Origin of the sequence: Pseudoalteromonas rubra (assembly GCF_000967655.1) — a bacterium.
GTDB classification, from domain to species: domain Bacteria; phylum Pseudomonadota; class Gammaproteobacteria; order Enterobacterales; family Alteromonadaceae; genus Pseudoalteromonas; species Pseudoalteromonas rubra_A.
Window position 1 is genome coordinate 1 of record NZ_JXYA01000060.1, and the last position, 19,592, is coordinate 19,592.

Genomic DNA, 19,592 nt, shown 5'->3' on the forward strand with positions numbered 1-19,592 from the left:
CGCCAGTAGCTCGTCTTCTGGCTCTGTCTCCGGCTCCTCTTCTAACAAGCTGTCGATATCGTCGGGTTGTTCGTCAGGCAATGCATCACTATCCTGTGCTTCGGCCAGTAACGCGTCAATATCATCATCTGGATCTACACCAGGTTCTGCTGTCAGTGTATCGTCAGAGGCCTCATCGTCCTGCGCCTCAGCCAATAACGCGTCAATATCATCGCCTGGATCAAGGTCAGGTTCGGCTGCCAGTGTATCGTCAGAGGCTTCATCGTCCTGCGCCTCAGCCAACAACGCGTCAATATCATCGTCTGGATCAAGGTCAGGTTCGGCTGTCAGTGTATCGTCAGAGGCTTCATCGCCCTGCGCCTCTGCCAATAACGCGTCGATATCGTCATCAGCGTCGAGTTCTGCTGTCAGTGTATCGTCAGAAGCATCATCGCCCTGCGCCTCAGCCAATAAGGCGTCAATATCATCGTCGGTGTCGAGTTCAGCATCTGCTGCCTGCGATGCGTCTGCGCCGCTATCCTGCGCTTCGTCCAGCAGGCTGTCGATATCATCAACATCAAAATCGTCTTCAGCAATATCCGGTTCGTCATCCAGCGCCCCATCGAGCAAATCGTCGATGTCATCGGCACTGAGCAAGCCATCGTCTGTCGCTGCTCCGTCAGCCGCTGGGGACTTTGGGGGCGACTCTCCAACTTCATCAATCAGACTATCAATGTCGTCCAGATCAAAGTCGTCATCCGCTGCGCCAGCCTCTTCCTGGCTTTCCTCTGCCAGTTCTTCACTCAATGCAGCCAGTGCGTCATCACTGACATCCAGGGTATCATCATCGGTGCCTTCACTGACCTCGTTGAACAAGTCGTCAATATCATCGGCACTGAGTATGTCGTTATCGTCTTTTGCTGACTCTGCATCGACATCCAGGGTGATCTCATCACCCAGACTGTCATCGCCTTCGTCGAAATTCTGTTGTAAGAAGTCGTCCAGATCATCTGCGCCAGCTTCTTCGCTGTTGTCCTCTGACTCGTCGTCAAACACAATGTCGTCGTTCAGTAAGCTGTCCAGTTCATCCTGCTCGAGCGTGTCACTGCCTTCTTCAAACGCATCATCTTCCAGGCTGTCGAAGACGATTTCGTCATCCGGCAGAATATCGTCATCCAGCTGAACGCCTTCATTGAGTGCATCGTCCGTATTATCGTGTGGAATATCGAGGTCGAGGGGATCCGCTGCAGCGGCTGCTGTTGCTGCAGCTGCGGCGCCGGCTGCTGCAGGAGCCGGAGACTGCGGCAGGAATTCATCGTCCTCCTCGGCTGGTTTTGCCTTGCGTTTACGCATACGCATCACCACCGCACCTATGATCAGCAAAGAGGGAATGGTGGCAAGTAAGGCGACAACCAGAGGGTTGGCAAATAGTTTAGCAACACTGAACTCGGCGTCCGCCTGTGCCTGTATTTGCTGCTGCGCGATCAACTCGTTCTGCATGTCGATCACGGCTTTAAGCTGCTGCTGAATTTCACTGTCTCTGCCCAGCTGATCCTGAACATTTTTAAGCTCTTCAGAAATATTATTCAGCTTTCTCTCAAGCTCGTTATTTTCCTGGAGGATCTCTTCTACACTGCGCACAGACGTTTTAAATTGGGTTTGTAAATCCAGCAGGCGGGAGTCTTGCTCCATCTTAAGTGATTTGAGCTCATTGGTGAGCGCTTCGCGCGCCTCTTCTACATCGACCTTACGCGCTTGTGTTACACGTTTGTCGGCAGCGTCTATGGTCGCCTGATCAAGCTTGCCGCTTTTTTTCAGCTCCCAAAGCTCATCATCCTGATCCGATTTTTGTCGCGCAAGCTCAGGGTTAACACGGCGAATTTCGGCCAAAGTCGGGATTTTCAGATACGCGCCATCGCGCATGTGGTTAAGGTTGTTGTCGAGAAAAGCCTGCGGATTTTTCTCGTACAGCGCCTGCATCACCTGATAAATAGAAACCGAGTCGCTGGGGCGGATTTTATGCGCGATACGCCACAGAGTATCTGTTGGTTTAATCGGGCCAACTGAACGCCCCTGAAGACCGAGGTCCACCCCTTTCGGACCTTTAAGAACGGTCCCGTCCTGAGTGTGAACGGGCGCTGCAATAAGGGCCATTGCTAAGATACAAATAAAGGCTAAACCGCGCATGCTGTTCCTTTGTATACTCTTCTTGCGTTGCCCTGGCGGCGACGCGACTACTGAATTGTGCTTAATAGGGCTTGTGCAAGCTCTGTTCCAATTGCCAACTATAAACCAGATAACGGCGAATATCCATCGCCAAAGTATTGAAAATTAACATTCTTATCATGCTTTTTAATGAGTTAGCCGGGCTTTATTTAAGCCTCTGATTATTCTCAAGGATAGACGAATTACACCGACATGGCGCAAGAGAAATGAAAAGTGGCAAAATGCTGCCGTCAGGAAGCGACAACAAAGGAAGGTCAGGGCCTGTCATAAATGACAAACCCTGTAACAGATCACAAATAGTGTGCGATTAACTCTTCAGCAATTTGCACGCTGTTAGTCGCGGCACCTTTACGGGTGTTATCAGACACAACCCACATGTTGAGGCCGTGAGGGTGTGAGATATCCGCTCTCAGGCGGCCCACATACACGGTATCGTTGCCGCTGGCATCGCTGACCGGTGTGGGGTAATCCTGCTCATCTTCGATCAGTTCCACACCAGGTGCCTCATTCAGCAATTGCTTGATATGCTCAAGATCGTAAGGCATGCGGGTTTCCAGGTGGATGGCTTCCGCATGGCCATAAAAGACCGGAACACGCACAGCGGTTGGGTTAACCATAACACTGCTGTCGCCAAGGATCTTTTGTGTTTCCCAGACCATTTTCATTTCTTCTTTGGTGTAACCATTGTCCTGAAATGTATCAATCTGAGGGATCACATTAAACGCGATTTGCTTGGTGAATACCTCGTTTTCCATCGGTCTTGCATTCATCAGGTTAGCCGTTTGCTTGGCCAGTTCGTCCACCGCTTCTTTGCCAGCACCAGAGACAGCCTGATAGGTAGACACATTGATACGATCAATTCCATAAGCGTCATAAATCGGCTTTAATGCCACCATCATCTGGATTGTCGAACAGTTTGGATTGGCGATGATGTTACGATTGCGAAAATCCGCCAGGCTTGCGCTGTTTACTTCTGGGACCACCAAAGGCACATCAAAGTCGTATCTGAAGTGCGAGGTGTTATCGATCACCACACAGCCCGCTTCTGCCGCTATCGGCGCATACTGCTCTGAGACACTACCACCGGCTGAAAACAGGCCAATATGGGCCTGACTAAAGTCAAACTCTTCGACATCAAGCACGGTCAACGTTTCGCCGTTAAACTCAATTTCTTCACCTGCACTGCGGCTGCTCGCCAGCGGGTACAGGTTGCCAACCGGGAACTTGCGCTCTGCCAGTGTTTCAATAATTTGCTTACCAACCAGCCCGGTTGCCCCGAGCACCGCCACATCATATTTCTGCGACATATTATTCCTCATTCGAATTAACTACTTTAAAACCAAGCTGCTGTAACTGTTGCCCACACTGTGGCGCATTTTGTACCGTGAGGGTATTAAACTCGCGGCGCGGGGGATAGTTTTTACGCAACATATCAAACCCCTGACTGGCGATATTACTGCGCATCAGGCCATCATCACGACGAATATCATAGACCAGATGCACCAGTCTGCCGAGTTCCTGTTCACTGAGCGTATGCTCCGCATAGCAAGAAGTCAGTGCTGGAATAGGTAAAAACGACTCCAACGATTTACTCGCTTCTACGCCTAACTGGCTGCACAAAGCCTGGTACAACATCTGAGTACCGCGCGCTTTGCCTTCCAGCGTATGGCCGGCAATGTGCACAGAGGCAAATAAGGTGTGTGCCAGCAGCGGCATCAGAATATCGGGTTCGTTTTCCCACACATCCAGCACCAGGTCGATTGACTGACCGCCCTCAAGCGCATTTAACAACGCCTGATTATCAATCACATCGCCCCGACTTGCGTTAATCACCAGCATATCAGGCTTAAGTGCCGAGATCCGCTGAGCATTAAGCAGATGGCGCGTCTGATGCGCCCCGGTCCGAACTAAAGGCACATGAAAAGTGACAATATCGGCTTGCGCCAGCAGCTCGTCAAGTGGCATATGCTGAGCCAGCGTACCGGACTCATGACGCAGTGGGTCGCACAGCAATAACTCAATCCCGCTGGCAGCCAGTTTGTCGTGTAAACACTGGCCGATGTTGCCAACCCCAACAATACCCAGCTTTTTGCCTTGCAGATTAATCGCTCTGTGCTGCGCATACGCATACAGAGCACTGATCACATACTCAGCAACGGCAACCGCGTTACAGCCGGGGGCACTGGCAAATCCAATACCACGCTGCGTTAGCAAGGGCCGGTCGATGTGATCAACACCTATGGTTGCGGTGCCAACAAACTTGAGCTTCGATGCCTCGGCCAGCAGTGTGCTGTCAACCTGAGTCACAGAGCGGGTGAGCAGCACATCGGCATCAATCAGTTGCTGTGGGCTCAGGCTGCGGCCATCAAAACGCTGTACAACCCCAAGATCAGAGAAAAACTCTTCAACCAGGGGCATATTCTGATCTGCAAGGATCTTCATTCATTCTTCCCAAACGATACACGGACCCTTTATTGTACCGCAGCCACCGCCTGGACAACAGACTAACGTTTGTGAACCCCAATACTGATGGCCGCAAACATTACGCAAAGCAAAAATATCACCAACATTTTGATACTGGGTTGCTCGGTCAAATTGATCCACGGACTGACCAAAAACGCCTGTACATTACACCATGCTAGAAACATGGCAATGATACTGGCGCCCTGATAGCCGTAAATGGCGCACAACACGCAACTGACAAGGTTAAGAAAAACAGCAGGCTGGTAAAGATGAGCTGAAAGCAGCATAGCAAAAAACGTCGCAGACGCGACACACAATGTTCCATATTGCATGACAATTCCCTCCTAGAATGATCTCCTAAACTATAGGCAAGAACTTAAAAATTACAAACCAATTACATAAAAACAACACCAACATGGTTAACTCGCGTGGTAAATAATTAGCAACTAAAATGAAGATAAGATGCTTTTTAAGCTTGAAATCACTGGTCCAACAAGCTAGCCTAGCCAATGTGGTCAGACCTCTTACAAGGAATAACAACATGACACTTTTATTTACACTCGCTTTAATCGCACTGGTTAGCGCTGCCTGCTACCACCGTGCGAGCTGGAACACCTGTCTGGGTGTTGCTGCGGCGACGTTGCTAATTGGCACCTTTGCCGGGGCCTTTGGCGCGTTTGCCTGGTTAATCTTTTTAGCCATTGCCATCCCTCTATCGATGACTAACGTGCGTCAACAATACATCGTTGCGCCACTGTTCAAGGCGTTCAAAAAAGTCACGCCGAGCATGTCAGAAACCGAAAAGTCCGCTATCGATGCTGGTACTACCTGGTGGGAAGCCGATCTGTTTTGTGGTAACCCAAACTGGAATAAACTTCACCAGTATCAGGCACCACGCCTGACTGCGGAAGAGCAAGCCTTTATGGACGGCCCGGTTGAAGAAGTATGTGCAATGCTGAACGACTGGGAAGCAACCCACGAGCTGACCGACCTGCCGCAGGAAGTATGGCAATACCTGAAAGACAACAAGTTCTTTGCCATGATCATCAAAAAGCAATACGGTGGTCTGGAGTTTTCGGCCTATGCGCAGTCTTGCGTTCTGCAAAAGCTGACCAGTAAGTCGACTCTGCTGTCTTCTATCGTAGGTGTACCTAACTCATTAGGTCCGGGTGAATTACTCCAGCACTATGGTACACAAGAGCAAAAAGATCATTACCTGCCACGTCTGGCAAAAGGCGATGAGATCCCTTGCTTTGCCCTGACTTCTCCGGAAGCCGGCTCTGATGCGTCATCTATCCCGGATTTTGGTATCGTCTGTAAAGGTGAATGGGAAGGCAAAGAAACCTTAGGTATTCGCCTGACCTGGAATAAGCGTTATATCACGCTTGCACCTGTAGCCACCGTACTGGGCCTGGCATTCAAAATGCGCGACCCGGATGGCCTGCTTGGCGACAAAAAAGAAATTGGTATTACCTGTGCACTGATCCCAACCAGCACCCCGGGTGTTGAAATTGGTCGCCGTCACTTCCCGCTGAACGTCCCCTTCCAGAATGGCCCAACTCAGGGTGAAGATGTCTTCGTACCGCTTGATTTCATTATTGGTGGTCCGAAAATGGCAGGTCAGGGCTGGCGCATGCTGGTTGAGTGTCTGTCAGTGGGTCGCGTGATCACACTGCCGTCTAACTCAACCGGTGGTATTAAGTCTCTGGCGCTGGCCAGCGGTGCATACAGCCGTATTCGCCGTCAGTTCAAACTGCCCATTGGTAAAATGGAAGGGATTGAAGAAGCGCTGGCTAAACTGGGTGGTTACGCCTACAGCAGTGACGCTGCGGTAAGCATGTCAACGGGTGCCGTCGACTTAGGTGAAAAACCGTCTGTTATTTCTGCTATTTTGAAATACCACCTGACAGAGCAAATGCGTGATTCAACCAAGCACGCAATGGATATTCACGGTGGTAAAGGGATCTGTCTGGGTCCAAACAATTACCTGGGCCGCGGTTATCAGGGTGCGCCTATTGCTATCACAGTGGAAGGTGCAAACATTCTGACCCGTAATATGATCATCTACGGTCAGGGCGCAATCCGCTGCCATCCTTTTGTACTGGCTGAGCTCAACGCCTGTACCATTAAGGATAAAGAAGAAGCACTGAACAGCTTTGATCAGGCATTAATGGGCCACATTGGCTTTACCATTTCTAACCTGGTTCGCACTAAGTGGCTGGCCCTGACTGGCGGTCGCTTCAGCAAAGTACCATTTAACGATGAAACAGCGGATTACTATCGTGCTGCTGCGCGCTTCAGCGCGTCGCTGGCACTGATGTCTGACATCTGTATGGCCGTTTTTGGTGGTTCACTGAAACGTAAAGAGCGTATTTCTGCACGACTGGGCGACTTGCTAAGTTACCTGTACCTGGTTTCTGCCACACTGAAGCGTTATAACGATGAAGGTCGTCGTAAAGAAGACTTACCTTACGTTCAGTGGGCTTGTCAGGAACATTTGTACCTGTGTCAGCGAGCCCTGGCGGACCTTATTAACAACATGCCGTCAATGGCGTTGCGTGGTCTGCTTAAGCTGATCCTGTTCCCATTTGGTCGTCCGGTTCGTAAGCCAACGGATCAGATGGAGCACAAACTGGCACAGCTTCTGCAAACGCCAAGCTCAGCCCGTGACCGTCTGGCTTCACACATTTACCTGCGCGATGAACCGCTGAACCTGATTGGTAAACAAGAGCAAACACTGAAGGACATTCTGGAAGTGGAGCCGCTGTTCGACAAAGTATGTCGTGCCAAAGGTGAAAAACTACCGTTCATGCGCCTGGACAAAGTGGCCGAAATGGGTCGTGAATGTGGTGCGCTGAACAACGACGAAGCCGACAAACTGGCAGCCGTCGAAGCGAAGCGACTGGCCGTTATCAATGTGGATGACTTTGATCCGGCTGATCTACTGGCTGGTAAAGCCAGAGTAGTTGCAAAAGACGCGGGCGCTAACGCCGCGTAACTTGTCTCGAACCTAAGGCCAGCTAAGCTGGCCTTTTTTATGCCTGCTATTTATACCAATTTCACTTAATACCTGTTCAATTTGACGGAGCAAATATGACGCTAACTGTGTTAAAAACTTCTCATTTAGAACCTTTACCTAAGGTATGAGTTCGCAAGTTTTTGCCTAGTTATCGAACATATTTTCTCGCCTCAAAATAGAACACTTAATTAAGCAAATTGGTATTACCACTCAGATAAACAACACTGTAATCATCATCACAGTGACACTGAAACTGCCCCAGGCCACAGCCAAACGTTGTGGATGGCGCTGAACCACCCACATCAGCAGCGGGCTGCCCAATATCACAGCCAGGCTGAATGGTTCACCCTTGAGCAGCAGCACACCCCCCAGCCAGCTCACCACACTTACTCCGTAAATCAACAATGACTGGCTGAGTACAAGCTGAGAATATACCCCCAGGCCGCGCCAATAGGCTCTGCGCCCGGCCACCTGTTTATTGGTATCCAGATACAGGCTGCTCCACCACAACTGATTCACGAGCAGTATGACTAAGGTATAGTAATGCAAAAGATCTGGCCGCTCTTTGGCAATGATCAAACCGGCCCACATAGTCAGTAATGACGCCCCCGAGCGCCACAGCAACATCCAGGGGGAAGCTTGGATAACATAGTACCAGAAGCTTGCAAGGTTTAGCCGGGGCTGCGGCAGTGTTACCCGGAACCTGGGCCTGATCCAATCCAGCGCCAGCCAGAGTAAAATAACGGCCAGATAAATCTCGATAGTGGGGACCAACCAGATGGCTACAAAAGCAACCAATATTGCACTCAGCAAGGTCTGCGGGCGATAGAGTAAAGCCAGGGCAAATAGCCACTGAACCAGCATAAAGCCTGGCAGCTGCGGCGCCTGCCAGAGCTTATCAATACCAATACTCATTGCCAGGATGAGCGCCGCAATAAACAAACTATGACATGCCAGCAGGAGGACCCAGTCAGCGGCATATTGATGTAACCGGCTACGCAACAAGGTGGGGTGAAACGCGCGATGCGCGGTGTCCATGATTGCAGGTTTAACGGCCTGTAGCAGTAAGCTCTGCAGTAATATAAAGCCAAATGCTACCTTTATGGCCAGGTCATGCGAGTCGAAAGACACCAGTTTACCCAGGCCATAAAACACGCCAATGATAAGCTGAGGAATAAAAATAAAAAACAGCGTCACAAACATCAATGAGAATTGCTGCAGCTGTTTCATCAGCACAGCCAGCGCCGTGCGCCATGCCCGATATCGATACCGATAAAAATGTAACATCACCACCTCACCCAAATAGCGGCTGAGTGACAAAGCCAATATCAATAAAAGCCTGAGGTTCGTGGCAACTTATGATCACCTGGGCAGGATGGTGCTTCAGCCAGCCCAACAGTACATCGAGACTAGCATGATCCAATGCGGCACTGGGCTCGTCCAGCACCAAGTAAGGTGTATTACGCATTATGGCGTTGATCAGCTGACACTTTTTCTGATTACCGGATGACAAGGCGCCATAGCGGGTATCCAGAAATGGTTCAAACCCCAGTTGAGTTATCATCAGTTCAGGCCAGGGACACGCCCAGCTTTTGACGGTTAATTGTAGCAACTGCCGGGCTGTCAAAAATTCCGGATAGGGGATTGAATCGCTGGCCAGTGCGACCACTTGCTGCGCTGCAGGCTGTGTTTGCCCGTCAAATAACACAGCGCCATGAAAGGCATCATCCAGACCAGCAATGATCCTAAATAAGGTGCTTTTCCCCTGCCCGTTTGGCGCTTCAATGCACAGCTTTTGCTCAGCCAGTGTCGCGCTATAGTCAGAGAAAACCGGGTCGTGCAGGTACACTTTGCTCAGGTGTTTTATTTCTATCATACAGGTCCTTGATTGTTGCCTGTTCCGATATTAACAAAACACCTGAGCCGGGCATATGCGGCTGTCGTTACAAAGTATGTCGGTTAAAAGCGCGTCCTGCGTATTGAGAAATAAAAGTTTCAATAGCGCCGCGCTTTTGCATGGTCACAAACACCTGCCTGCCATCTTTGCCGCCAAAGGCAATATTGGTCGGATACTTGCCCTTCAGCGCAACCTTGCGCAAAAGCTGGCCTTGCGGTGAAAGGATAGCCACTTCGCCTGCGCCATAACGGGCTACATACAGGTTGCCATTTTCATCACAGCGCATGCCGTCCAGACCATGCTCGGTGAATTCGTAAAACAATTCTGGCGTGCCAGTCATGCCCTGCTCATCGAGTGGAAATGCCCAGATCCGCCGCTGCACGCTCTCATTAACATACAAGGTACGGTTATCCGGACTGACTTCTATGCCGTTGGTGGTGCCCATATTGGCTCGCAGCAACTGAGTCTGACCATCGGCAGAGATCCGCCAGACTTGCCCCTGGCTGTTTTGCCAATCCGGATCGCTGGCAAAGAGTATACCACTGTCACTGATCGCCAAATCGTTGGGCTGGTGCATGTGCGGGTTATGAGCCAGCACAGTAACCGATTTATCGGGCAATACTTTCAGTACGTTGTGGCCAGTATAATCGGCAATATACATATTACCCTGCGGGTCGAAACGGATCCCATTTCCTATGCTCCCCTTGGGCAGGGTCAGATACAGGTTTGCTTTATCGTGCCCGCTCACCTGACCGATTGTACCCTGCTGAGCAAAATTGACCGCATACAACACGCCATTACGGTCCACAGCCGGACCTTCCACCCCGTCAGTAAACACCCCATCCGTAACCCAATCCTGCGCCTGATACAAGTTGGTTGTGTTCTGATGAGCGGTGCACGAGGCAAGCAAGCTCAGCGCCGCGCCCACAATCATTACATGTCTTATTGGCATAGCCTTGTCCCTGAATATAAAAAACTCAGTATGCGACGCTGAACACGCGCTGTGAATTGAGAAATATTCACACAACGAAGGGCTGCACTGCGTTTGTCAGAACTTATACCTGACTTTCACTAACACCGAGTCTTGCATCGGTGCCTGCCACAACTGCTTTGCGCTCTCCAGCCAGGCCTGTGTACCGATCTGACCACGGGGTAAGCTGTCTCCCACAGCGGCACCGCGGCGATAGACTAAGAACAGATCGGACAGAGCCCCCATCCGGTAACGCAGCTTAAACTGGCTGGACAGGCGGCGGTCCTCAAAGCTCGTGTCCACATTGTGTAACAGCTGGCGCTGGTGGTCCTGCAATGCAAAAACCTGATCGCTGCGCGCCTCAAGGACAGCCCATTCCAGTGTCGAAGAAAATTCCAGCTTGTCGGTGATAAGGCTGCTCACCTGAATTTTATTGACGAAGAAATCCCGTTCATACTGAGTAACCTGATCGGTATCACTTGCCATTAACCAGCCATCCCCGGTGCGGTAAAAGTTATTAAATTTCAGCGTCCAGTTTGGGTGTGGCAGCCAGGTCAGATCGACCGCATATTGCTGCGCACTGCCTGCAAACCCTTCCCTGTCATACTCAAAGCTGGCAGCCCAGGAAAATTTTCCGATATAAGGACTGATATACATTACCCGGGTTTCCCAGTTTCCGGGCACCTCAAAAGCCTGACTGTTACGCCCGATATTGTCCTGCCAGCCTCCGCTGACTCTGTCCAGGTGCAGGTCAACCTGGCCGCCGCTGGCTAGCAACCATTGGCTCAGATAAGCCTGCCGGGCCGGTAGTTTCAATCCGTCATTATCTGCCTCGTAGCGCAATGTTAGTGAGTGCTTAATACGCGATAACCAGTCGCTTTGTGTATTGATAGCATGGCTAAACTTCGCCTCACTGTACTGCCAGTTATTGCGCTGAGCATAGCCAAGGTCGCTATTATCAAAATGGTCATTGAGCTTGAGATAGCGTCCCTCTACAGTGGTGTTTGGTGAGAACTGATATCCCAGCTGCATTGACACCCCATTGCCCGTCTGTTCACTGTGCTGCTCTACCTGACTGGCCAATAGCGCTCCCTGAAACGACCAGGTGGCACTTTGATATTGGCTGTCCCAGGCCACAGTTTTCGCATTGCGCGCCAGCCAGGGGCGGTCGGTATAAGTGGCCAGCACACCCGACTGCCAATGTTTTTGTCGATACTTTGCCCGGGCAGCGTAAAAACGCTTACCGGCGTCACTGTCGAGGTCATTTTCTTTTACTGCAAACGCGCCGACCTGTATGGTCTCGCCCTGATGAACAAAACGGGTAGCCAGGTCGATGGGCGTAATAAACTCACTGCCATCGTCGCTGCCTGCGCCTATCCGCCGGGTGTGGATAAGCTTAGTGTCCTGCAATGCCTGCACGCTGAACACGCCTATGTCCTGAGTAAAGAAAGGCCGCTTATCGCTGCGCAGCGTTTCAACGGCGCTGTAGTTAATATCGACCTCGTCACTGTCTACCTGGCCAAAGTCCGGGTTCACCGCCACCGACCATTTTTGATGGTGACTGGGTTTATAAAACAGATCAAAGCCTGCATCGCTGTCGCTGTTATCTGCCGCCTGCGCAGCAAAATGCTGCTGATGGCTAACATAAGGCACAAAGCTTAGCTGGCTGTGCTGTGGGATGGCCGATTTCAACTTGGGCATGCCCAGATAGAAATCGCTATTGCTGGTTGTTTGTTTTTGATTTGCATAGATATAATTTTTACTCAGGTCATAAAGCTGAACAGAAACCCCTATTTCGCCTTGCGCGCTATCAGCGCGGTGCGCCGGATTGTAAAAAGACACGGTATGCCAGGGAATAAACACCTCAGCAGACCAGAAATCCGCCGCCTCGAACGTCGCTGACTGCCAGTCACCGTCCCAGTCGCTGTCTTTAGTCAGCTGCGGGGTCAATACCGCATCCTGCGTACCGCCGCCCAGCGTTACCGCAAACTCATAGGCACCACTGCCATCACCGGCAAAGTCGACCACAATGCGGTTGAACTCGGCCTGCATAAAGGCGTCCTGAATATTAAACTGCTTCTGCCTGCTTGCCTCATCCTGATAGTTAACAACACCAATGTAAATACCTGATTTATCGCTAAATACTCTGGCATGCACCTTATCGGTATGGACTGTCAGGGTGGCAGGAACCACCTGATAAAAACGCCTAAACTGGCTGGCGCTCTGCCAGGCGGCTTCATCCAGGCGACCGTCGAGGTTTATCTGCGTGTCCCGAACTTGATTTGCTAACAGCGCCTGACTGTTCAACACTGCACTGATGCACAAGATCCAATAGTACTGCTTCATATGACTGCTCCCGATATGAGTAACTGCATGCATTGCAGCAGAAAAGCATCGTAAAAAAGCTGAAAGTTTCCTGAATAAGCATGATCAAACGCTGATGATTATTGACTTTGTTCTGAACTAGGTTAATTTCAGCTCATAAGCTCAGGTACTCATTGGATTGCCACTTATTAAATTGCAAAAGCCGCAATGGATTAACAGGAACTGGTATGGACTCCATTACCGCGCCAGTCACACAGATAAAATAACCAAGGTAGCCTGACTAAGATGGAATCAAGCAGGGAGACATACACACGCGCTCAGCACTATTACTTTTTATCCTGGCAGTTTGACGCCAGTCAGGATGAGTTGCGCGCACCAGACAGCCAGGTGGTCATCAAGCTTGAACCTCAGGTTGCCAGACTACTGGAACTTTTTGTCGCCTCGCCCGACACGGTCCTGTCGCAGGATGCACTGAGCGAGGCGTTGTGGCCAGATACCATTGTCGAATCTAATAGCCTGTATCAATTGCTGACCAAATTACGTCGCATTCTGAATGACAGTGCCAGAGGGCCTCGCTTTATTAAAACGGTGCCCAAGCGGGGCTATGTATTTATTGCCCCTGTTGAGCTGCGTCAACCTCAGGCACGCGCGCATACCGAGGTCCAGAGTGCCTCAGCGACTGAGCCCGCCGCCACTGGAAAAAAACACGCCCGATTGCTGGTATTACCCATAGTTGCCGCCTGCTTCAGCGCCATTGCCTATTTTTCCTCAGCACCAGAACCCATTGTTGTGCCACATTATGAGGTTGAAGATATCACCTATGAATTAGGGCTGGAGTTTGATGTCGCAGCCCATACCAGCAAACCTCTGCTGGCTTATGTTGACGATTTCAATACTCTGGTTATTAGCGATAAACAGGGGAACCATAATATGCGTCTGAGTTTTGATAACCGGGTTGCCAAACCCACCTGGCATCCAGTTAAGGACTGGCTGGCATTTTGGCAATACCTGGGAGATGGCTGTCGATTACTGATAGTCAATGCACAAGGTCAGCAGCTCCACCGATCACAGGACCTGCCTTGTTACCATATTCAGGCACCCACCTGGCGCTCTGACACGCAACTGATTGCCACGGTGCGTGACAAAGCGGGGACACATGCATATCAGTATAATATTGATAGTAAAAAATATATTCCCATCCCGTTAAAGTTGAACAAAGGCGATAAGCTGATCACTGCGCTGCGCGGCTGGGATGAGCAAACTTACTACCTAGTCAAAGATGCCAACCTGCACTCGCGGCTGATCACCTTAGATGCTAAGGTACAGATGCGCTGGCCTTACCCCGTCTGGCTGATTGCTTACGATCCAAAACACCACAGCGTGATCACCAATGACAGCAGCAAACACCACAATCTGATTGCCACCACCCGGGATGGCCAACAATACCCGGTTATCGCAACGCCACAGGGGCTCTTCAGTAGCCTGAGTGTTGACAATCAGGGAGATATTTTCAGTGCCGCAGAAAGCTGGCAGGTGAATATTCGCGACAAAGACAACCTGCCGATTTTTTCCAGCTCAAGCCATGACTATCTGCCCGTCACGAACAGCCTGGGCGAGACCGCATTTATGTCGCGTCGCACCGGTGCCTGCGAGATTTATTTGCACAGCAACGACCGGGTGATCCAGCTGACTCATCACACCGGCGATGAGTACGTCAACTTTGTCACCTGGAGCCCGGACAATGCCTATATTCTGGCTAACCGGGAATCCCGTTTGCTGTTGCTTGACCGTTCGGGTGTGATGCAAACCTTTACCCCACAGTTATCGCATTCACTCAGCCATTTTGGCTGGCTGGACAGCCAAACCCTGTGGGCCACCGACGGCCACGAGGTGCTGATCTACAGTAAGTCCGGGCAACTACAGCGCCGCTATAATGTGAGCTCTGATCTGCTGCTGTATGACCACCAGGCACAAAACTGGCTTGTGTTTAAACAGTCGGCCATTTATCGCGTCACAGATCTGTCAGTGCCGCTTTCAGATAAATCGCGACTTGCATCACTTGCCCCCAAGGCTTATCACCAGGTAACGAACCCCAGACTGAGAGATGGTTTCCTGTACTGGCAAAGCGCCTGGTCAAAAACGGATCATATCTGGCGCATGCCGCTTGACGGCAATACCCGGCCAGAGCTCCTGAAAACGCAAAATTTGTTGTGGCACTACGATATTGCCGCCGATGGCACTTTACTGATTGCAAAGATGGAATCTGTCGAAGGAGACATCAAACGGCTGAGCCAAAAATCCGGAGCAAATTAGCAGCCGCAACTCAATCCTGCTGAGGGATGAACTCACCATTGAGCAGCCGTTGCCACTGACGTTCGAACTCGCCTGAGGCTTTGAGCTTTTTCAGGCCTGTATTAAAGCGTGCCTGCAAAGCGGCGCTGCCTTTTAATGATTTAGGAAATAACACATGTGCCTGGTAATTTAAAAACGGCTTTGGATGCGCGCGTATTTTATCTGCCTGTAAAGCTGAGAAATGTTCCGTAAGCAGGCTTTGCATTGCCGTATCACTTAACAAAATTAAATCAACACGGTCATTCAGTAGCATGTTCAGGTTCAGCCGGTCGTTGCTGACCATGATCACATCCAAGTCGCCCTCTTCCATTGCCTTGCGAAATTCAGGTACATATTCATAGCCTAAAATCGCCCCTATGCGATAAGGCTTAAGATCATCAATGGTTTGCCACTGTGGCAAGGGAGTATCGGCACGAAAGTAAAGTAACAACTGGCCCCGGTACAACTCGTCGCTGCAATAAAAGTCTTGCTGATATTCGCGCTCGCAAACCCAGTAAGACGCCATATCATATTGCCCTTGCTGAGCAGCCTGAAAACTGCGCTTCCAGGGCAGGTAGACAAACTCGGCATCCAGCCCTTCATTTGCAAGCGCTTGGCGAATGAGATGATTAACAAAGCCATCGTCAACAAGCTGACTGCCGGTAAACGGTGGGTATTCGCCGGTTGCGATACGAATGTCCTCGTGGGAATTTGCAACAGACCCGCCAAACAATATCAAAAAGAAAAAGGCCCAATACATAACATGGCACCACTTTGGCGTCGCAATTAGTCAGTTATAAAGGTAGCACGTAATTTTCACTATGGCTGCGATCAAGAAAAAGGAGGGTTAATTAAGCAGGTACGTAGAAGCAGCAGCCCGATATGCCCCGGGCTGCCGTCGAGTAAAAGTTACTCTAATGTTGTTTTCTTTATCACTATATCGTCTTGCCGCCCTGAAGCAAAGCTATCGAATAATGTGATAGTGCCATCTTGGTTGTTAATCATAGTGGTTCCCAGTACCGTTTTTACTGTTTCTCGCTGCCACTCATTGATATCACTCTTAAATAAAACAGGCTCACCTTCAAGCTGGACTTCAATGCCGTAGAAATAACCATCTCTCTCAAACATGCTGTATAGTTGCAAAAACTCGGAATCTAACAGCTCGTCTTTAATCGTGGTCCCATCACCACTTACCATGGCCCAAGCATATCCACTCACACTCTGCCCTGAAAAAAAGAAGTTACCATTTTCAAGCTCAAAAATGTCATGCAGATTGGCAGTCAGTGTGCCACTTCCAGCATTATGCCAGGTTATAACTGGCTCATAATCTTTATCATAGATATATAAAAAAGCCCCCGCATACCTATATTGATCACCCAGGCCATCAAGCCCTTCGGGGTTTACGCCACCCGCTACCCACAGGTTACCCGCTTGAGTTTGCCCCATAGTCGAAATATACATAGTAGAGGCCACTTCAGTTTGTGGTTTAGGTAAAGATAAACTACCGGTCACCTCTCCGGATTCGGCCGAGATAGTAACCAACTCCTCGCCTTCTGGGGTGCTTCTACCTGCGATAAGCTGACCATTGACCTGTAATATGGAGGTGAATTTACTGGTCCCGGCAGGTTGCTCATACACCTTGTCCCAAAGCTCGCTACCCTGTGCATCCAACTTTATGAGTTGATTGGATCCTGATGCCATGAGAATAAATGAACCATCCGATAACTCAATCCCCTTGCGAAGGTAATTGAAGGAGTCCCAAGCACGGATATACTGCCACTGCAGATTGCCTTTTGCGTCTACCTTAAATATCCAACTATGCGGATCAGCATTGACCTGTTCAACAAGCTCAGGTGAACGGGTGGATGCCAGAACCAAATACCCTTCGTCCTGGGTTGCTATGGCATCCCACAGCCATTCTTCACCAGAACCACCAAATATCGCAGTAAATACACCCAGCTCCATCTGTTGTACACTGCTCCACGTACCTTCCACGCCATCTGGGTTTACACTACTGACACGCCAGAAATGAGTACCCGAATTTAATTTCAGATTGATTTCACTACTGCCCGTAAGGTCATGGTAACTTGGCGATGTGAAATTCTGATCACTGGCTATCTGCAACATATAATCTGCGGCATATTCGACATTTTGCCAGCTCAGTGTTACATCATGCTGTCCGGGTTCAGCTTCCTCAGCACTTGATGTCAGACCCTCAGGCCCAGGCAAAGCAGAATATAACACCTGAATGTTGAATTCCGGCAACGTAGCACTCAACTCACCATCGGAGACTGATACTTTAATATCTGAATGCATGCCACCATGGGCATCGGTTGGTGTGCCTGAAATTTCTCCTGTCTGGTTATTCAGCGACGCCCAAACGGGTAAATTTTCTACCGAAAAGGTCAAAGCCGACAAATCAATGTCGCTCGCTTCAGGTACAAAGCTGTATCGCTCCCCTACAACAGCTTGAGATGATGCAGTTCCTGAGATTGCAGGCGCATCATTTACTGGTGTAACACTAATGCTAGCCGTGACTTCACGACTCGTTAGTTCCCCCTGACGTAATACAAACGTAAAACTGTCCTGTCCGTTAAAGTTAGCATTTGGCTGATAGGAAAATTGGGGAAACGCCCCCGTGAGACGGCCATTCTGCGGTTGAGTTTGTACCTCAAACACGATTTCACGATCCAGTGGAGAATTTGAACTGATCTCAATGGCAAGCACAGTATCTTCCGCCACGCTCAGACTAAGATCATCACTTACGAGCTGCGCAATGAATGGGTTTGTATCTTCATCATCAGGAATACCATCGTTATCATCATCGGTATCCGTTATATTCACCAAGCCATCCAGGTCGCTGTCCAAATAGCGGTTGATATCCGGCACAGTTAGCGTACTCTGCCCTTTGATCCATTGACTAATATTATTTGTCACAGCAACGGGGTCAATATCGGCATGCATTGCTTTGAGCTCAGTCAGCTTTTGTGCATCATCAATTTTACCATCGGCACCAAAGTCTTCTTCCAGTTCATTAATGAGAAACGTGAGCTCACCCTCTGAGGCTGTGTTTTTGGCTGACGACTTGTTCAATGCGTATTGATAGGCCAAGGCCGAGACTGTCAACAAATAGGCGCTGTCTGACGACCCCTGGATGTCAAAAATCGACACAGAGGCAAACTCTTTTCCTTCTGGCGCAGCAATCACCTGTTGAAATGTGCGCTTGAATTCTTCTTCCGCTTGCACAACAGCCTGCTCAAAACTCATTTCTCCGGATTTTAACAATGCCAGAACGCGGGTACTGGTCAGGTGGGTCAGTAAGTTTACATTCGCCTGTTGCTGCGCATTTTCATCCGCTTTATATAATGATCTCAGGGTAACAGTATCTGACGATAGCTCGCCGGTTATCTCATTACGATAATACCCTGTTGAGGTGATCTGCAATAAATCTGTTGCATTGGCATTAAAATCAAAATGGCCCAAATCATTGGTTGTATTAGTAACGATTGTGGTCCCGGTGTTCTGACCTAGCTCGGTCAATTTATTGATTGTGACGGAAGAGCCAACTACAAAAGGGCCTTTTTCAATGGCGCCTATAATTTTGACGTTTAAAACATCATCACCTTTGCTTGTCGTGCCCTGATCGCCTGAATCTTTATCACCCGTGTTACCACTGTCTACCACTTGGTCTTTATCGCCACTGTTAGCCGATCCGGAAGAAAGGTGGTTATCACCTGAGCTGCCACATCCGGTAGCACCAAGCAAGGTTATAAGTAAAATACTCGCCGTATTGAGAGATTTCATACCTGTCCTTATTATTTTTCCGGATGGAGAAAGCCATTCGGTTTATTATTTACTATATTGAAATTAATTAGGCGTATTATGCCTTTGCCAAAAAAGCGCTTCAATTAAAAAAGGAACAAAACTGGCCAAAGTAACACTCATTAACAGATTAAGCAGACAGGGTTACACCTATTTACAAATTAATATTTCTTGGAATATTGCAAAAAGGACAAAAGAATTGTGAAAAGGGCAAGAATAACTGAACCAGTATTAAACTTAGTTTTCAATATAACCAAGATAAAGACTAGGCTGTTGAGATAACTTATGTAGTTCAGGTGCTATTAAGTAATAATGATAAATTAAATTACCAGGAGTTTTCAGGAAGTAATAATGGAGGAGAAATAAAAAGTGGCGGAGTGGACGGGACTCGAACCCGCGACCCCCGGCGTGACAGGCCGGTATTCTAACCAACTGAACTACCACTCCGCAGTGGTATGACTTTTTATGCTTATATCAAATGGCGGAGTGGACGGGACTCGAACCCGCGACCCCCGGCGTGACAGGCCGGTATTCTAACCAACTGAACTACCACTCCGCAG

At 49.5% G+C, this 19,592-nt stretch carries 12 protein-coding genes and 2 tRNA genes; 2 read left to right on the forward strand and 12 right to left on the reverse strand.

The window, feature by feature from the left end; genetic code table 11:
- From TW77_RS21340 to TW77_RS26065, 4 genes are all read right to left on the reverse strand, one after another.
- Positions 1 to 2,166 (reverse strand): FimV/HubP family polar landmark protein (locus TW77_RS21340; protein ID WP_046006986.1); only part of this gene is annotated, 2,166 nt, incomplete at its 3' end.
- Between the two features lie 329 nt (positions 2,167 to 2,495).
- Positions 2,496 to 3,512: an aspartate-semialdehyde dehydrogenase gene (locus TW77_RS21345; RefSeq protein ID WP_046006987.1), complete on the reverse strand. Its 1,017-nt coding sequence runs from the start codon at positions 3,510 to 3,512 to the stop codon at positions 2,496 to 2,498.
- 1 nt (position 3,513) lies between these two features.
- On the reverse strand, positions 3,514 to 4,647 hold the full coding sequence (locus tag TW77_RS21350) for a 4-phosphoerythronate dehydrogenase (protein ID WP_046006988.1): 1,134 nt from the start codon (positions 4,645 to 4,647) through the stop codon (positions 3,514 to 3,516).
- A gap of 62 nt (positions 4,648 to 4,709) precedes the next feature.
- Positions 4,710 to 5,000 (reverse strand): DUF6419 family natural product biosynthesis protein, encoded by a 291-nt coding sequence (locus TW77_RS26065; RefSeq protein WP_046006989.1) that lies wholly within the window; start codon positions 4,998 to 5,000, stop codon positions 4,710 to 4,712.
- A 209-nt stretch (positions 5,001 to 5,209) separates the two neighbouring features.
- Here TW77_RS26065 and fadE point away from each other — a divergent pair, with 209 nt between their 5' ends.
- Complete coding sequence (gene fadE / locus TW77_RS21360; protein ID WP_046006990.1) at positions 5,210 to 7,666, forward strand: acyl-CoA dehydrogenase FadE; 2,457 nt, start codon at positions 5,210 to 5,212, stop codon at positions 7,664 to 7,666.
- A 231-nt stretch (positions 7,667 to 7,897) separates the two neighbouring features.
- On the opposite strand, the gene TW77_RS21365 is transcribed toward fadE, so the two are convergent.
- From TW77_RS21365 to TW77_RS21380, 4 genes are all read right to left on the reverse strand, one after another.
- Entirely contained in the window at positions 7,898 to 8,974 is a 1,077-nt protein-coding gene (locus TW77_RS21365; protein WP_046006991.1) for a DUF6136 family protein, read from the reverse strand.
- Between the two features lie 7 nt (positions 8,975 to 8,981).
- Positions 8,982 to 9,563 (reverse strand): ABC transporter ATP-binding protein, encoded by a 582-nt coding sequence (locus tag TW77_RS21370; RefSeq protein WP_046006992.1) that lies wholly within the window; start codon positions 9,561 to 9,563, stop codon positions 8,982 to 8,984.
- Between the two features lie 67 nt (positions 9,564 to 9,630).
- A complete protein-coding gene (locus TW77_RS21375) occupies positions 9,631 to 10,536 on the reverse strand; it encodes an SMP-30/gluconolactonase/LRE family protein (RefSeq protein ID WP_205623894.1) in 906 nt (301 codons plus the stop codon).
- Between the two features lie 96 nt (positions 10,537 to 10,632).
- Positions 10,633 to 12,900, reverse strand: coding sequence for a DUF5916 domain-containing protein (locus tag TW77_RS21380; protein ID WP_046006993.1), 2,268 nt, complete (start codon positions 12,898 to 12,900; stop codon positions 10,633 to 10,635).
- Positions 12,901 to 13,164: 264 nt separating this feature from the next.
- On the opposite strand from TW77_RS21380, the gene TW77_RS21385 reads away from it, so the two are divergent.
- A complete protein-coding gene (locus TW77_RS21385; RefSeq protein WP_046006994.1) occupies positions 13,165 to 15,192 on the forward strand; it encodes a winged helix-turn-helix domain-containing protein in 2,028 nt (675 codons plus the stop codon).
- A 10-nt stretch (positions 15,193 to 15,202) separates the two neighbouring features.
- On the opposite strand, the gene TW77_RS21390 is transcribed toward TW77_RS21385, so the two are convergent.
- From TW77_RS21390 to TW77_RS21405, 4 genes are all read right to left on the reverse strand, one after another.
- A complete protein-coding gene (locus TW77_RS21390) occupies positions 15,203 to 15,970 on the reverse strand; it encodes a substrate-binding periplasmic protein (RefSeq protein ID WP_046006995.1) in 768 nt (255 codons plus the stop codon).
- Positions 15,971 to 16,119: 149 nt separating this feature from the next.
- On the reverse strand, positions 16,120 to 19,014 hold the full coding sequence (locus TW77_RS21395) for a putative Ig domain-containing protein (RefSeq protein ID WP_046006996.1): 2,895 nt from the start codon (positions 19,012 to 19,014) through the stop codon (positions 16,120 to 16,122).
- 388 nt (positions 19,015 to 19,402) lie between these two features.
- Positions 19,403 to 19,479 (reverse strand) — tRNA-Asp (locus TW77_RS21400).
- Between the two features lie 32 nt (positions 19,480 to 19,511).
- A tRNA-Asp gene (locus tag TW77_RS21405) sits at positions 19,512 to 19,588 on the reverse strand.
- Between the last annotated feature and the right edge of the window lie 4 nt (positions 19,589 to 19,592).

What these genes read in the sequence shown, in the direction of transcription:
- TW77_RS21395 (WP_046006996.1), bottom strand. Translation starts at nt 19,014, where the DNA reads ATGAAATCTCTCAATACGGCGAGTATTTTACTTATAACCTTGCTTGGT.
- fadE (WP_046006990.1), top strand. Translation starts at nt 5,210, where the DNA reads ATGACACTTTTATTTACACTCGCTTTAATCGCACTGGTTAGCGCTGCC.
- TW77_RS21390 (WP_046006995.1), bottom strand. Translation starts at nt 15,970, where the DNA reads ATGTATTGGGCCTTTTTCTTTTTGATATTGTTTGGCGGGTCTGTTGCA.
- TW77_RS26065 (WP_046006989.1), bottom strand. Translation starts at nt 5,000, where the DNA reads ATGCAATATGGAACATTGTGTGTCGCGTCTGCGACGTTTTTTGCTATG.
- TW77_RS21365 (WP_046006991.1), bottom strand. Translation starts at nt 8,974, where the DNA reads ATGTTACATTTTTATCGGTATCGATATCGGGCATGGCGCACGGCGCTG.
- TW77_RS21375 (WP_205623894.1), bottom strand. Translation starts at nt 10,536, where the DNA reads ATGCCAATAAGACATGTAATGATTGTGGGCGCGGCGCTGAGCTTGCTT.
- TW77_RS21385 (WP_046006994.1), top strand. Translation starts at nt 13,165, where the DNA reads ATGGAATCAAGCAGGGAGACATACACACGCGCTCAGCACTATTACTTT.
- TW77_RS21350 (WP_046006988.1), bottom strand. Translation starts at nt 4,647, where the DNA reads ATGAAGATCCTTGCAGATCAGAATATGCCCCTGGTTGAAGAGTTTTTC.
- TW77_RS21345 (WP_046006987.1), bottom strand. Translation starts at nt 3,512, where the DNA reads ATGTCGCAGAAATATGATGTGGCGGTGCTCGGGGCAACCGGGCTGGTT.
- TW77_RS21370 (WP_046006992.1), bottom strand. Translation starts at nt 9,563, where the DNA reads ATGATAGAAATAAAACACCTGAGCAAAGTGTACCTGCACGACCCGGTT.
- TW77_RS21380 (WP_046006993.1), bottom strand. Translation starts at nt 12,900, where the DNA reads ATGAAGCAGTACTATTGGATCTTGTGCATCAGTGCAGTGTTGAACAGT.